Annotated in this window: 10 protein-coding genes; 6 read left to right on the top strand and 4 right to left on the bottom strand. The window is 74.2% G+C overall.

Going from position 1 to position 14,181, the window contains the following annotated elements:
• Positions 1-26: 26 nt before the first annotated feature.
• The 3 genes from grpE to ACI8AK_RS14575 form a co-directional block, all read right to left on the bottom strand.
• On the bottom strand, positions 27-749 hold the full coding sequence (grpE, locus tag ACI8AK_RS14585; protein WP_456956827.1) for a nucleotide exchange factor GrpE: 723 nt from the start codon (positions 747-749) through the stop codon (positions 27-29).
• Positions 746-2,629, bottom strand: a complete 1,884-nt coding sequence (gene dnaK / locus ACI8AK_RS14580) for a molecular chaperone DnaK (protein ID WP_456956825.1) — start codon at positions 2,627-2,629, stop codon at positions 746-748. Before dnaK ends, grpE begins: the two co-directional genes overlap by 4 nt.
• A 221-nt stretch (positions 2,630-2,850) precedes the next feature.
• Entirely contained in the window at positions 2,851-3,873 is a 1,023-nt protein-coding gene (locus tag ACI8AK_RS14575; protein WP_456956823.1) for a hypothetical protein, read from the bottom strand.
• A 522-nt stretch (positions 3,874-4,395) separates the two neighbouring features.
• On the opposite strand from ACI8AK_RS14575, the gene ACI8AK_RS14570 reads away from it, so the two are divergent.
• The 3 genes from ACI8AK_RS14570 to ACI8AK_RS14560 all read left to right on the top strand — a co-directional run bounded on the left by ACI8AK_RS14570 (position 4,396) and on the right by ACI8AK_RS14560 (position 9,098).
• Positions 4,396-6,690, top strand: a complete 2,295-nt coding sequence (locus ACI8AK_RS14570; RefSeq protein WP_387992044.1) for a heterodisulfide reductase-related iron-sulfur binding cluster — start codon at positions 4,396-4,398, stop codon at positions 6,688-6,690.
• A gap of 100 nt (positions 6,691-6,790) precedes the next feature.
• Entirely contained in the window at positions 6,791-7,762 is a 972-nt protein-coding gene (locus ACI8AK_RS14565) for a DUF389 domain-containing protein (RefSeq protein ID WP_456956821.1), read from the top strand.
• A gap of 58 nt (positions 7,763-7,820) precedes the next feature.
• Positions 7,821-9,098: a CynX/NimT family MFS transporter gene (locus ACI8AK_RS14560; RefSeq protein ID WP_456903117.1), complete on the top strand. Its 1,278-nt coding sequence runs from the start codon at positions 7,821-7,823 to the stop codon at positions 9,096-9,098.
• Here ACI8AK_RS14560 and dcd read toward each other — a convergent pair.
• On the bottom strand, positions 9,064-9,654 hold the full coding sequence (gene dcd / locus ACI8AK_RS14555; protein WP_387992035.1) for a dCTP deaminase: 591 nt from the start codon (positions 9,652-9,654) through the stop codon (positions 9,064-9,066). The genes ACI8AK_RS14560 and dcd overlap by 35 nt on opposite strands.
• 141 nt (positions 9,655-9,795) lie before the next feature.
• Here dcd and ACI8AK_RS14550 point away from each other — a divergent pair, with 141 nt between their 5' ends.
• The 3 genes from ACI8AK_RS14550 to ACI8AK_RS14540 all read left to right on the top strand — a co-directional run bounded on the left by ACI8AK_RS14550 (position 9,796) and on the right by ACI8AK_RS14540 (position 14,137).
• Positions 9,796-10,371: a PAS domain-containing protein gene (locus ACI8AK_RS14550; RefSeq protein ID WP_456903118.1), complete on the top strand. Its 576-nt coding sequence runs from the start codon at positions 9,796-9,798 to the stop codon at positions 10,369-10,371.
• 1 nt (position 10,372) lies between these two features.
• Positions 10,373-11,323 carry a methyl-accepting chemotaxis protein gene (locus ACI8AK_RS14545; protein ID WP_456956819.1) on the top strand — a complete coding sequence of 317 codons (951 nt, stop codon included), beginning with the start codon at positions 10,373-10,375 and terminating at the stop codon, positions 11,321-11,323.
• 132 nt (positions 11,324-11,455) lie between these two features.
• A complete protein-coding gene (locus ACI8AK_RS14540; protein ID WP_456956817.1) occupies positions 11,456-14,137 on the top strand; it encodes an ATP-binding protein in 2,682 nt (893 codons plus the stop codon).
• Positions 14,138-14,181: the final 44 nt, after the last annotated feature.

Raw genomic sequence — 14,181 nt, 5'->3', positions numbered from 1 at the left:
TCCTCTCTGCGTCTGGTGGCGGCCGGTCAGCCGGCGGCCGGGGTCTCCCCCGGCACGCCGCCGCCGGTCGCCTCCTGCTCGGGGGCGTCCGCGGCGCCGCCCGCGGGCTCGGTCACGGACACCATGGCCGTGCGCAGCACGCGGTCGCCCCGGCGGAAACCCTGCCGCAGGACCGTCGTCGCGGTGGGCACCGTGACGTGGTCGGACGTGTCGTGCAGGACGGCCTCGTGCAGCGACGGGTCGAACGGGTCCCCCGCGACGCCGAAGGCCTCCACGCCCAGGCCGTCGAGCAGCCCGAGCACGCGGTCGGCGACCACCTTGAAGGCGCCGGTCAGGTCGCCGTGGTCCCGGGCCCGCTCGATGTCGTCGACGATCGGGAACAGCTGGGCGGCGAAGCGCTCGGCCGCCTGGTCGACGACGAGCTGCCGGTCCCGGTCGACCCGCCGCCGGTAGTTGGCGTACTCGGCGGTGACCCGCTGCAGGTCCTCGGTGCGCTCGGTCAGCTGGCGCGACAGGTCGCCGTCCGCGGCGCTGTCGACGACCGGCGCGGCCGGGGCCTCCGGGGCGGCGGTCTGGTTCTCGGTCATCTGCTCCCCTGGCGATGGGTGGGCCGGTGTCTGTGCCGGAGCCGGGCGGGGCGGGACGCCGGCCGGCTGCTCGCCGGCCGGCATCCGCACCTCACCGCTGACGGGGTCGATCCGCCGCTTGTCCCGGATCACGACCCGCGGCTGCTCGTCCCCCTGGCTCATCGGCGGTCGGTGTCCTCGTCGACGATCTCGGCGTCGACGACGTCGTCGTCGCCGGACGGGGCCGACGCGCCGAACCCGTCACCCGAGGCGCCCGCGGTACCGGCACCGGCACCGGCGCCGGCGCCGTCACCCGCCTGGGCCTGCTGGGCGTAGAGCGCGCCGCCGACCTCCTGCGAGACGCGGGCGACCTTCTCCTGCGCCGACTTGATCGCGGCGATGTCCGAGCCGCCGAGGGCGGAGCGCAGCTCGGTCAGGGCCTCGCCGAGCTCCTCCTTCTTGTCGGCCGGGATGCGCTCGCCGTTCTCCGCGAGGAACTTCTCGGTCTGGTACTGCAGCGACTCCGCCAGGTTGCGGGTCTCGGCCTCCTCGCGGCGGCGCTTGTCCTCCTCGGCGTGGGCCTCGGCGTCGCGCATCATCCGCTCGATGTCCTCCTTGGGGAGGGCCGAGCCGCCGGTGATGGTCATCGACTGCTCCTTGCCCGTGCCCAGGTCCTTGGCGGACACGTGCACGATGCCGTTGGCGTCGATGTCGAAGGCGACCTCGATCTGCGGGACGCCGCGCGGCGCCGGCGGCAGACCGGTCAGCTCGAACATGCCGAGCTTCTTGTTGTACATCGCCATCTCGCGCTCGCCCTGGAACACCTGGATCTGCACGGACGGCTGGTTGTCGTCGGCCGTCGTGAAGATCTCGGAGCGCTTGGTCGGGATCGTGGTGTTGCGCTCGATGAGCTTGGTCATGATCCCGCCCTTGGTCTCGATGCCGAGGGACAGCGGGGTGACGTCGAGCAGCAGGACGTCCTTGACCTCGCCCTTGAGGACGCCAGCCTGCAGGGCGGCGCCGATGGCGACGACCTCGTCCGGGTTGACGCCCTTGTTGGGCTCCTTGCCGCCGGTCAGCTCGCGGACCAGGTCGGTGACGGCCGGCATGCGGGTCGAGCCACCCACCAGGACGACGTGGTCGATCTCGCCGACGGAGATGCCGGCGTCGCGGATCGCCTGGTTGAACGGCGCGCGGGTGCGGTCGAGCAGGTCCTGGGTGAGCCGCTGGAACTCGGCGCGGGTCATCGTGACGTCGAGGTGCAGCGGGCCCTCGGCACCGGCGGTGATGTAGGGCAGGTTGACGTTGGTCGACTGCGCGCCGGACAGCTCGATCTTGGCCTTCTCGGCGGCCTCGCGGAGGCGCTGCATGGCCAGCTTGTCCTTGGACAGGTCGATGCCGTTCTGGGCGTTGAACGTCTGCACCAGGTGCTTGACGATCCGCTCGTCCCAGTCGTCACCGCCGAGGTGGTTGTCACCGGCGGTGGCCTTCACCTCGATGACGCCCTCGCCGATCTCGAGCAGCGAGACGTCGAACGTGCCGCCACCGAGGTCGAAGACGAGGATCGTCTGCTCGGTCTCGCCCTTGTCCAGGCCGTAGGCCAGCGCGGCCGCGGTCGGCTCGTTGACGATGCGCAGGACGTTGAGGCCCGCGATCTCACCGGCCTCCTTGGTGGCCTGGCGCTGCGCGTCCTCGAAGTAGGCGGGGACGGTGATGACGGCGTCGGTGACCGTCTCGCCCAGGTAGGTCTCGGCGTCCCGCTTGAGCTTCTGCAGGATGCGGGCGCTGATCTCCTGCGGCGTGTAGCGCTTGCCGTCGATCTCGCCGGTCTGCCAGTTGGTGCCCATGTGGCGCTTCACCGACCGGATGGTCCGGTCGACGTTGGTGACCGCCTGGTTCTTGGCCGACTGGCCCACCAGGACCTCGCCGTTCTTGGCGAACGCGACGACCGAGGGCGTGGTGCGCGAGCCCTCGCTGTTGGCGATGACCGTCGGCTCGCCGCCCTCCAGGACGGTGACGACGGAGTTGGTGGTGCCGAGGTCGATGCCGACCGCTCGTGCCATGGAGCTGGCTCCTCTTCCGTGTGCTCGGGTGGTGCTGGGTGTCGTGGGGGTCGGTCGAGGGACCTCCCGCCTTGCGCGGGGTCCGCTCAACTTTCCTGCCCACCGTAACGGCAGACCACCCGGCGGTGTTCCCGAGGGGTCGAGCTGCGCACGATCAGGCGGCCTGATCGTGCTGAGTCCTGACTCAGCGTCGGCGGTGAGCCAGGACGCACGACGGCGAGCTAGGTCGACGACGCCGCGATCGGCCCGGTCCCCCTGGTGGGCTCGACGGTGCGGACGACGCGATACCGGCGTGGCCCGACCGCCGGGGCCGCCAGGAGCCCACCCACCCGGGCCTCGAGTTCGCGCCGCCGTCCGGGCACGAGGTCCTCGTGTGCCAGGCGCACGACCCGGATGCCCAGCGCGCGCAGGAGGTCCTCGCGCCGCTTCTCCCGCCAGAGCACCTCCCCGGGATGCCGGCCGTCGACGGGGTCGAGGTACTTCACCCGCCCGTCGAACTCGATGGCGACTCCGGCGTCGTCGTACCAGGCGTCGACCCGCGCGACGAAGCCTCGCGGACCGTGCACCTCGACCTGCAACTCCGGACGGGGCAGTCCGGCCTCGATCAACGCGAGCCGACCACGGGACTCGAGCGGGGACTCCGCGCGGCCGTCCGCGAGCCCGAGGGCCCGTGCCGCGTCGCCGATGCCGACCCAGTGCACCGCACGGAGGACGGCAGCCTGCAGGTCTTCCCGTCCGGCGAGCCGGTCGTGCAGTGCGGCGTCCATCGCCACCACCGAGTCCACGAGGTCCCACTCCCGGGCGCAGTCGACGAGCGTCCGCGCCGGCGCGGTCACGCCGAATCCGGCGAGTCGCCCGAGGTCACCGTCCGGGAGCGAAGCCCGGGCGACGACGTAACCCCGACCGCGCCGCCACTGGCCCGGGTGGGTCAGCCGCACGGCCCCGTCGACGTCCTCGGGGAGGACGAGGCGGTGGACCCGGGCGGCGGAGGTGTGGCTCAGGACCGGACCGGGAGCCAGGGCGAGCAGGACCGCGACGCAGTCGAGGAGGTGCCGGAGCCGGACGTCCGACTCGGCGGCAGCTAGGTCTCGGGCGCGGACGTAGACGCCTCGCCGCAACCAGCGCCAGTGGCCGGCGCTCAGCTCGGAGCGGATCTCGTCGGGTCGGTAGCCGACGCGCACGGCCTCTCGCGCGGTGAAGACGCCGAGTCGGGCGGCCGCGAGGCGGGCGAGTTCCGGGTGCACGTCGACAGTCTTCGATCTTGCGGCGACCGCGCCGTGGTCCCCACGGAACCTGTGGACGACGTCGCGACACCGTCCTGGCTCACCACGACGCCTCCTGGCTCACCGTCGGCGCTGCACCAGGACGCGGCACGATCAGGCGGCCTGATCGTGCGACGGCCGGGACGCGGTGACCGGGGCGTGACCCGGGGGCGTGAGCCCGGTCACTCCCCACCCCGACGGCGCCTGCGCGGAAACACGCCCCCGTCGTGTTCCAGCCGGATCCCCAGGTCGCGAAACCGCACGTCAGGACGCCGGTCGGTGGGCGGGGAGGACCGTCGGACCGCCCCGGATCGGGGCGCCGCGCCTCCGGTTACTGCCGAGTAACCTGAGCGCACCCCGGCTATCGTGCTGGGCTGCGTGGGCACCGCAGCCCGCGCGTGATCCGCCCCCGGTCCTCAGGGCCGGAGACGGCGGCGGGACCCTTCTCGTCGTCCGGTGCGGACGGAGTCAACCGACGCCGCAGAGGCGTGGGGAGAGGGAATCATGACGGGCCCCCTGCAGATCGTGCTCGGCACGATCAGCGTGCTGTTCCTCATCGTGTCGGTCGTCCTCGCCTACAAGGCCGTCCGGGCGATGGTCCGGATCATCCGCACCGGCCAGGCCGACAGCAGCCGGTTCGGGCCGTTCGGCCCGCGGATGAAGACCCTGCTGGTCGAGTCGCTCGGCCACACCCGGATGCTCAAGTGGTCGGCCATCGGCGCGGCCCACTGGTTCGTCTTCGTCGGCTTCTACGGCCTGTTCCTCACCCTGGTCGAGGCCTTCGGCGAGGTCTGGAACCCGGCCTTCCACCTGCCGCTGCTCGGCGAGTGGAGCCTGTGGAACCTCTTCGCCGACGTCATCGGCACCGGGACGATCCTCGGCATCCTGTACCTGATCTACCGGCGCCAGAAGGACCACCCGCGCCGCCAGGGCCGCGCGAGCCGCTTCGCCGGGTCCAACGAGGGGCGCGGCTACTTCGTCGAGGCCGTCGTCCTGACCGTCGGCATCTGCATCCTGCTGATCCGCGCGCTCAAGATCTCCTCGGACCTCACCGAGGCGCCGGCCTGGTCGCACCCGGTCTCGGGCCTGCTGGCCACCGTGCTGCCCGACAGCCCGGACCTGCTCAGCGTCGTCGCGTTCGTGAAGATCGTCGTCTCGCTGGTCTGGCTGGTCGTCCTCAGCCGCACGCTCAACATGGGCGTCGCCTGGCACCGGTTCAGCGCCTTCCCGAACATCTACTTCAAGCGCGAGGGCACCAGCGGCGCCCCGGCCCTCGGCCCGCTGCAGCCCATGACCTCGAACGGCAAGCCGATCGACTTCGAGGACCCGGGCGAGGACGACGTCTTCGGTCGCGGCAAGATCGAGGACTTCACCTGGAAGGGGATGCTCGACTTCACCACCTGCACCGAGTGCGGGCGGTGCCAGAGCCAGTGCCCTGCCTGGAACACCGGCAAGCCGCTGTCTCCCAAGATGGTGATCATGGACCTACGGGACCACCTGTACGCCAAGGCCCCGTACCTCCTGGGTGAGAAGACCGCCGCCGAGACCGCCCCGGACTTCGACGTCCTCAAGCCCAGCGACGAGCAGGTCTGGGCCTCCGGCTACGCGCGCATCGAGGGCACCAACGACGCGCAGGCGCACCGCCCGCTGGTCGGCACCCTCGAGGAGGGCGGGGTCATCGACCCCGACGTCCTGTGGAGCTGCACCAACTGCGGCGCCTGCGTCGAGCAGTGCCCGGTCGACATCGAGCACATCGACCACATCGACGACATGCGCCGCTACCAGGTGCTCATCGAGTCGAACTTCCCGTCCGAGGCCGGCGTGATGCTGCGCAACCTCGAGAACCGCGGCAACCCCTGGGGCGTCAGCCCGAGCACCCGCGAGGACTGGATCAAGGAGGTCGACTTCGAGGTCCGCATGGCCGACGGCCCGCTGCCCTACGACGTCGAGTACCTGTTCTGGGTCGGCTGCGCCGGCGCCATCGACGACCGCGCCAAGAAGGTCACCAAGGCCGTCGCCGAGCTGCTGCACACCGCCGGCGTCGAGTTCGCCGTCCTGGGCTCCGGGGAGACCTGCTCGGGCGACCCCGCCCGCCGCATGGGCAACGAGTTCGTCTTCCAGATGATGGCCCAGGAGAACGTCGAGACCCTGAACGGCGTCTTCGAGGGCCGCGTGCCGGGCACCCGCAAGATCGTCACGACCTGCCCGCACTGCTTCAACTCGCTCGGCCGGGAGTACCCGCAGGTCGGCGGCGAGTACGAGGTCGTCCACCACACGCAGCTGCTCAGCCAGCTGGTGGAGGAGGGCCGGCTCACCCCGGTGACGCCGGTGGACCGCAAGGTCACCTACCACGACCCGTGCTTCCTGGGCCGGCACAACAAGGTCTACACGCCGCCGCGGGAGATCCTCGACAGCGTGCAGGGCCTCTCCACCCAGGAGATGCACCGCTGCAAGGACCGCGGCTTCTGCTGCGGCGCCGGCGGGGCGCGCATGTGGATGGAGGAGAAGATCGGCAAGCGGATCAACGTGGAGCGCACCGAGGAGGCCCTCGGCCTCGACCCGGACGTCATCTCCACGGCGTGCCCGTTCTGCATCACGATGCTGTCGGACGCCCTGACGGCGAAGAAGCAGAACGGCGAGGCCGCCGAGCACGTCGAGGTCCTCGACGTCAGCCAGATCCTGCTGCGCTCGATGGCGCCGGTCGGCACCCCGGGCACCGAGCACGGCGCCGAGGTCGGCACCGCGGACGACGACGTCGCGGGCACCGGCTCCGCCGCCACCGGCCACGGCCAGGCCTGAGCGAGGACCCGCACCACCCTGACGGACGCCGTCGGCAGGGCAGCTCCTCGCCGGCGGCGTCCGCCGTCTCGGGGGCCGGTCCTCCGGTAGAACACCGCGCGTGCTGCTGCAGCTGCGGGTGACCGTCCCGCCCGACCGGACCGACGCCGTCCGCGACCTGTTCACCCGCTGCCCCGGGACCGCCCACCTCGCCGTGCTGCCCGGCGCCTCGGTCGAGCCGCCCGGCGACCTGCTCCTCGCCGACGTCGCCCGCGAGTCCGCCGACGCCCTCGTCGGGGCGCTGCGCGAGCTGCACGTCGACCGCGACGGCGGCATCGCGATCGAGGCCGTGGACACGGCCGTCTCCGCCGTCGCCGAGCGGGCGGAGGAGGCCGCGCCGGGCGACGGCTCGGACGCCGTCGTCTGGGAGCAGGTGGTGCGGACGACGGCCGCGGACTCGTCGCTGTCGGTCTCCTACCTGTCGTTCCTGACCATCGCGACGCTGCTGGCCGGCATCGCGATCGTCAACGACTCGGCGGTCCTGGTCATCGGCGCGATGGTGCTCGGCCCGGAGTTCGCCCCGCTGGCGGGGCTCGCCGTCGCGCTCGTGCACCGGCGGCGCGGGGTCGCCCGGGCGGCGGCCCGCGCGCTGCTCGCCGGCTTCGCCCTGGCGATCGCGGTCACCGCGCTGGCCGCGCTCGCCGCCCGCGGGCTGGGCTGGGTCGACCCCGGGGTGCTCGCCACGGACCGCCCGCAGACCGGGTTCATCACCGCGCCGGACCACTGGTCGGTGGTGGTGGCGGTGCTGGCCGGCATCGCCGGCGTGCTGTCGCTGACGTCGGCGAAGAGCGGAGCGCTGGTCGGCGTCTTCATCTCCGTGACGACGGTGCCCGCCGCCGCGGACATGGCCGTGTCGCTGGCCCTGGGCGGCGGCGCCGAGTTCTGGCGCGCGGCCCTGCAGCTGGGGATCAACCTCGCCGGCATCCTGCTGGCCGCCGTGGTCACGCTGCTCCTGCAGCGGGTGCTGTGGCGGCGGGTCCCCCAGGTGCTGCCCCGCTTCGAGGCCACGCCGCGCACGGGACTGCGCACCTAGACGGTTGGCCCGTGCACCCGCCTCCGGGCGGGCCGGACGTGCGGGGGACCATCGACGGGTGACCCGCACGGCCGACGACGCTCCCCCGATCCCGACGGCCGGCGAGCGACGGCGCGGACTCGCGCTCGTCGCGGTCGCCATCGTGCTGACCGCCGCGAACCTGCGGACGGCGGTGAGCACCGTCGGCCCGGTGCTCGAGGAGCTCGAGCGCGGCCTGGGCGTCTCCAGCGCCGCGGCCGGCGTGGTGACGACGCTGCCGGTGCTGTGCTTCGCCGCCATCGGCTTCGCCGGGCCGCCGCTGGCCGCCCGGTTCCGGGACGCGCACGTGCTGGCCGGCGCGCTGCTCACCATGGCCGCCGGGCTGGTGCTGCGGGCGGTCGTCGACTCGTTCCCGCTGTTCGTCGCCGGCACGGTGCTGGCGATGGTCGGCGGCGCGCTGGGCAACGTGCTGCTGCCCGGCCTGGTGAAGCGCTGGTTCCCCGCGCGCACCGGCCTGCTGGTGGGCGCCTACAGCGCGTCCATGGCCATCGGCGGGGCCGTCGCGGCGATCTCCACCGCGCCGATCGCCGCCGCCGTCGGCCCGGGCGGCTGGCGGTGGGCCATCGGCGTGTGGGCGCTGCTCGCGCTGGTCGCCGCGGTGCCGTGGTTCCTCGCCCCGCGCTCCCCCGGTGCGAGCCGGGGCACCCACCGCGCGGTGCGGATGGCGCCGCTGGCGCGCAGCCCGCTGGCGCTCACCCTGGCGGCGTTCTTCGGCCTGCAGGCGACGCAGGCCTACGTCGTCATGGGCTGGTCGGCGCAGTACCTGCGCGACTCCGGCCTGAGCGCGGCCACCGCCGGGCTGCTGCTCGGGATCAACTCGGTCGTCGTCATCCCGGTCAACGCGGTCACCCCGTCGCTCACCGTCCGCCAGCGGTGGCAGCGGCCGCTGCTGCTGGGCTTCATGGCCTGCTACGTCGTCGGCTGGAGCGGCCTGTGGCTGGCCCCGCGCACGCTGCCGTGGCTGTGGATGAGCGTGCTCGCCGTCGGCATGGGCACCTTCAGCATGGTGCTGGCGCTGATCGGGCTGCGCGCCCGGACGCCGGAGACGACGGCCGCGCTGTCCACGGTCACGCAGGGCTGGGGGTACGTCCTCGCCGGCGCCGGGCCGCTGCTGGTCGGCGTGCTGCGCGGCGCGACCGGCGGCTACACCGGCATGTTCGTGCTCGTCGCCGTCGCCACCGTCGGGCTCACGGTCACCGGGTGGCTGGTCACCCGGGACCGGTTCGTCGACGACGAGGTGCCCGGCTGGTCGCCGGCGGCGGTCAGCCCTGCGCCCGCCGGGTCTCCGCGCGGGTGAAGTTCCGGAACGAGCGAGACGGCGTCGGCCCGCGCTGGTCCTGGTAGCGGGAGCCGTACACCGCCGAGCCGTACGGGTGCTCGGCCGGGCCGGTGAGCCGGAACAGGCACAGCTGGCCGATCTTCATGCCCGGCCACAGCGTGATCGGCAGGTTGGCCACGTTCGACAGCTCCAGCGTGATGTGGCCGGAGAAGCCGGGGTCGACGAAGCCCGCCGTCGAGTGGGTGAGCAGCCCCAGGCGCCCGAGCGAGCTCTTGCCCTCCAGCCGGGCGGCGAGGTCGTCGGGGATGGTGACGACCTCGAGGGTGGAGCCGAGGACGAACTCGCCGGGGTGCAGGACGAACGGCTCGTCGCCGTCGGGCTCGACCAGGGTGGTCAGGTCGTCCTGCTGCTGGGCGGGGTCGATGTGGGTGTAGCGGGCGTTGTTGAACACCCGGAAGTAGCGGTCGAGCCGGACGTCGATGCTCGAGGGCTGCACCAGCCCCGCGTCGTGCGGCTCGATGCCGAGACGCCCCTCGGCGATCGCGGCGCGGATGTCGCGGTCGGACAGCAGCATGGCGCGGAGTCTAGGGAGGCCGCCGGGCGCCCCCTCCGCTTCCCGCGGGACGGAGGTCCCGGACCCCCCGGTTCGGGTCGTGTCCGGACCGTTCCTGCCGATACCTGCCGGGACGACCCGCCGGACGCAGGAGGACACCGCGTGCTGGACACCCGCCCCCGGACCGCACCGCGCGCCGGCCGCCTCGCCGTGCGGCCGACGGGTGAGGAGCGGACGTTCGCGGCCGAGGAGCTCATCGTCTCCAAGACCGACCTGCGCGGGGTGATCACGTACGCCAACGACGTGTTCCTGCGGGTGGGCGCCTACACCCTCGACGAGGTCATCGGGCAGCCGCACAACCTCATCCGGCACCCCGACATGCCGCGCGCGGTGTTCACGCTGCTGTGGGACACCCTCGCCGCCCGGCAGGAGCTGTTCGCCTACATCGACAACCTGGCCGCCGACGGCGCGCACTACTGGGTGCTGGCGCACGTGACGCCGTCCTACGGCGCCGACGGGTCGGTCGTGGGCTACCACTCCAACCGCCGCCGGCCCTCCCGCCGGGCGGTCGACCGCGTCCGCCCGATCTACGAGCGCCTCCTGGCCGAGGAGCGGCGGCACCCGAACGCCCGCGCGGCCGTCGCGGCGTCGTCCGAGCTGTTCGACCGGCTGATCGGCGAGCACGCGGCGTCCTACGCGGACTTCGTGTGGTCGGTCATCGCCGAGGAGGAGGACTGAGATGGCACGCTCCCGCACCCGCTCCGACGCCGCGGAGCTCGAGGTCCACCGCGCGTTCGTGCGCCGGCTGACCGAGACCTGCGAGGCGGCCGCGCGCGGGGACCTGGAGGCGCGGGCCGTGCCGGTCGACGGCTCGGACGCCGTGCCGGAACTGGCCGCGCTGCGGCACGGCGTCAACCGCGCGCTCGACGTCAGCGACGCCTTCGTGCGCGAGTCCCGGGCGGCGCTGGCCGCCGCCGCCGAGGGCCGCTTCCACCGCAGCGTCCTGCGCACCGGGCTGCACGGCGCCTACCGGCACGCGGCCACCGACATCAACACCGCCCGCGACGCCATGCGGGCGACCGCCGGGCGGGTCACCGAGGCGCAGACCTCGCGGCTGCGGCTGGCCGACGCGTTCGAGTCGGTGGTGCTGGCGATGAGCGAGCAGGTCGCGACGGCGGCCACGGAGATGAGCGCGTCCGCCGCCGGGCTGACCAGCGCGGCGGCGGCGGCGTCGGCCGAGGTGGGCAACGCGACCGGCACGCTCGGCTCCCTGACCCGCACCTCGGCCGAGATCCGCGAGGTCATCGCCCTCATCGAGTCCGTGGCCGCGCAGACCCGCCTGCTGGCGCTCAACGCCACGATCGAGGCCGCCCGCGCCGGGGAGGCCGGCAAGGGCTTCGCCGTCGTCGCCTCCGAGGTCAAGGACCTCGCCGACCAGACCGCGCAGGCCACCGAGCGGGTGACCGCGCAGGTCGAGGCGATCCGCGCGACCTGCGACGACGTCACCGCCGTCATCGGCTCGGTCGGCACCACGGTCACCGACATGAACGGCCTGGTCGACGGGATCGCCGCGGCCGTCGACGGCACGGCGTCGCTGGGCACCGCGGACACCGACGTCACCGGCCTGTCGCAGATGGCCGAGCGGCTGCGCTCGGAGGCCACCGGGTTCCTGGCCGAGATGCGGCGCTGACCCCGGCACGGCCGGTGGGGTCCCGGGTCACGGATGTACCGTTCGAGCAGCGGGGAGCAGCTCGGCTCCCGAGGTCCTGACGCGCCGGCGGCGGTCCCGCCCGCGTCCGCACGGCTGTGCCGGGAGGTGTGCGTGGCGCCGGATCCCGTCGCGTCCGGCGGGGTCCGCGGCGTCGCGCCGGGCCCCGGGACCGAGGACGTCTTCGCCGGCGGCAGCGAGAACGGCCGGCTGATGGCCGCCTTCGACTGGGCGACGACGCCGGTCGGGCCGGTGGAGAGCTGGCCCGCGAGCCTGCGCTACGCCGTCCGCACCGTGCTGGCCTCGCGGTTCCCCATGATCCTGACCTGGGGCCCGGAGTACACGCAGTTCTACAACGACGCCTACGCCACGCTGATCGGCGCGAAGCACCCCGGCGCCATCGGCGACGACCTGCGGATCACCCTCGCCGAGGGCTGGGCCGCGCTGCAGGAGCCGGTCGAGCGGGCGATGGCCACCCGCGAGGCCTCGTGGATCCCGCAGCTCCTGCTGCTGCTCGAGCGCGCCGGCTACCGCGAGGAGACCTACTTCACCGTCTCGCACGCCCCCGCCTTCGGGGACGACGGCGAGGTGGCGGGGATGCACGCGGTGTGCACCGAGGTGACCCGCCAGGTGGTGGCCGAGCGGCGGCAGCGGCTGCTGCACGAGGTGGCCACCGCGGCCGGCCGGCGCGAGGACGAGCGCGACCTGGCCGTCCGGGTGTGCGGGGCGCTGGGGGCCGACCCGCTCGACGTCCCGTTCGCCGCGGTCTACCTGGGCGACGGCGAGGGCCGGCTGCACCGGGTGGCCACCGCGGGCGTCGGCGCCGCGGCGCTGCCGGCGGCGGTGGGCGCGGCGGCCGAGCTCGGCGCGGTCGACGTCGCCGGCCTGCACGTGCCCGGCGGGCCGTTCGGTGACGAGGTGGAGCGGGCGGTCGCGCTGCCGCTGTCGGGCGGGGCGGGGCGCGAGACGGTGGGCGCCCTGCTGGTCGGCGTCAGCCCCAACCGGGCGCTGGACGAGGAGTACCGCACCTTCCACCAGCTGCTGGCCGCGCAGGTCGCCGGCGCGGTCACCGACGCGCGCGCCTACGCCGCCGAGCGCGCCCGGGCGGAGGCGCTGGCCGAGCTGGACCGGGCCAAGACGACGTTCTTCTCCGACGTCAGCCACGAGCTGCGCACGCCGCTGACCCTGCTGCTGGCCCCGATCGCCGACGCGCTCGCCGACTCGGGCGGGGAGCTGCCGGAGCCGGTGCGCGAGCGGCTCACCCTCGCCCTGCGCAACGGCCAGCGGCTCAAGCGCCTGGTCGACGACCTGCTGGAGTTCGTGAGCATCGAGGCCGGGCGCACGGCCGCGGTGCGGGTGGCCACGGACCTCGCCGCCTGCACCGGCGAGCTGGCCGGCGTGCTGCGCGCCGCGGCCGAGCGGGCCGGCCTGACCCTCGACGTCGACTGCCCGCCGCTGCCCCGCCCCGCCGCGGTGGACCCGCGGATGTGGGAGAAGGTCGTCCTCAACCTGGTCGCCAACGCGGTCAAGTACACCTTCGTCGGCGGCATCACCGTCTCCCTGCGCGCCGAGGGCGACGAGGTGGTCCTGCGGGTGGCCGACACCGGCGTGGGCATCCCCGCCGCCGAGCTGCCGGCGCTGTTCGAGCGGTTCCACCGGGTGACCGGCTCCCCCGCGCGCAGCCGGGAGGGCACCGGCCTGGGCCTGGCGATGGTCCGGGAGCTGGTCGCGCTGCACGGCGGCACCGTGGAGGTGGAGAGCGAGCCCGGCGCCGGGAGCACCTTCACCGTGCGGCTGCCCTTCGGCGAGCCGGACACCGACACCCCGCCGCCCGCGTCGGCAGCCGCGGTCCGCGCGGCCGCGCTCACCCCGTGGGACGACGACCTGCGCCGGCCCGCCCCGTCGCCCGACCCGCTGGGCACCGTGCTCGTCGTCGACGACAACGCCGACATGCGCGCCTACCTCGCCCGGCTGCTGTCGCCGTCGTGGACGGTGCGGACGGCGGCCGACGGCGAGGCGGCCCTGCGCGACGTCGCGCGGGTGCGTCCCGACGTCGTCCTGAGCGACGTGATGATGCCGGGCCTGGACGGGTTCGGGCTGCTGCGCGCGCTGCGGGCCGACCCCGCGACGCGCGCCGTCCCGGTGGTCATGCTCACCGCGCGGGCCGGGCAGGAGGCCGCGGTCGAGGGCTTCGACGCCGGCGTCGACGACTACCTGCCCAAGCCGTTCGAGTCCGCGGAGCTGCTCGGCCGGCTGCGCGCGGTCCTCGAGCGCTCCCGGGGCCGGCGGGAGCCGGCGCCCCCGGCCGCCCCGTCGCCGTCCGCCCCGGCCGTCCCCGCTCCCGCGCCGCCGCGTCCCCGCGCCGCCGACGCCGTCCCGGCCGCCCCCGCGGCGCCGACCCCGGCGCACCTCCCGGGTGCGACGACGACGACCTGGCGGTTCCCCTCGAGCGCGGCGGCGATCCCGCCGCTGCGCCGCCGGCTGCGGGCGCTGCTCACCGACGCCGGCCTGGACGAGGACCGCGTCCACGACCTCGTGCTGGCCGCCTGCGAGGCCGCCACCAACGCGGTGGAGCACGCGCAGGACCCGCGCGAGCCGTACGTGGACGTCCGGGTGGCCGTCGACGGCGGCGCGGTGGAGATCGCGGTGCGCGACCACGGGCAGTGGAAGGAGCGGACGTCGAGCATGGACCGCGGCCGCGGCTCGATGCTCATGAGCGCGTTCGCCGACGTCACCGCGGTTCCGGGGCCGGAGGGGACCACGGTGACCATCCGCAGCCCCCGGCCCGCCGGCTGACCCCGGCCTGCCGACCGATGCCGCCGCCCTTGCTACGCTGGCGT

It is taken from the genome of Geodermatophilus sp. SYSU D00867, assembly GCF_054050315.1.
This window is presented reverse-complemented; position numbering and strand designations above follow the sequence as displayed.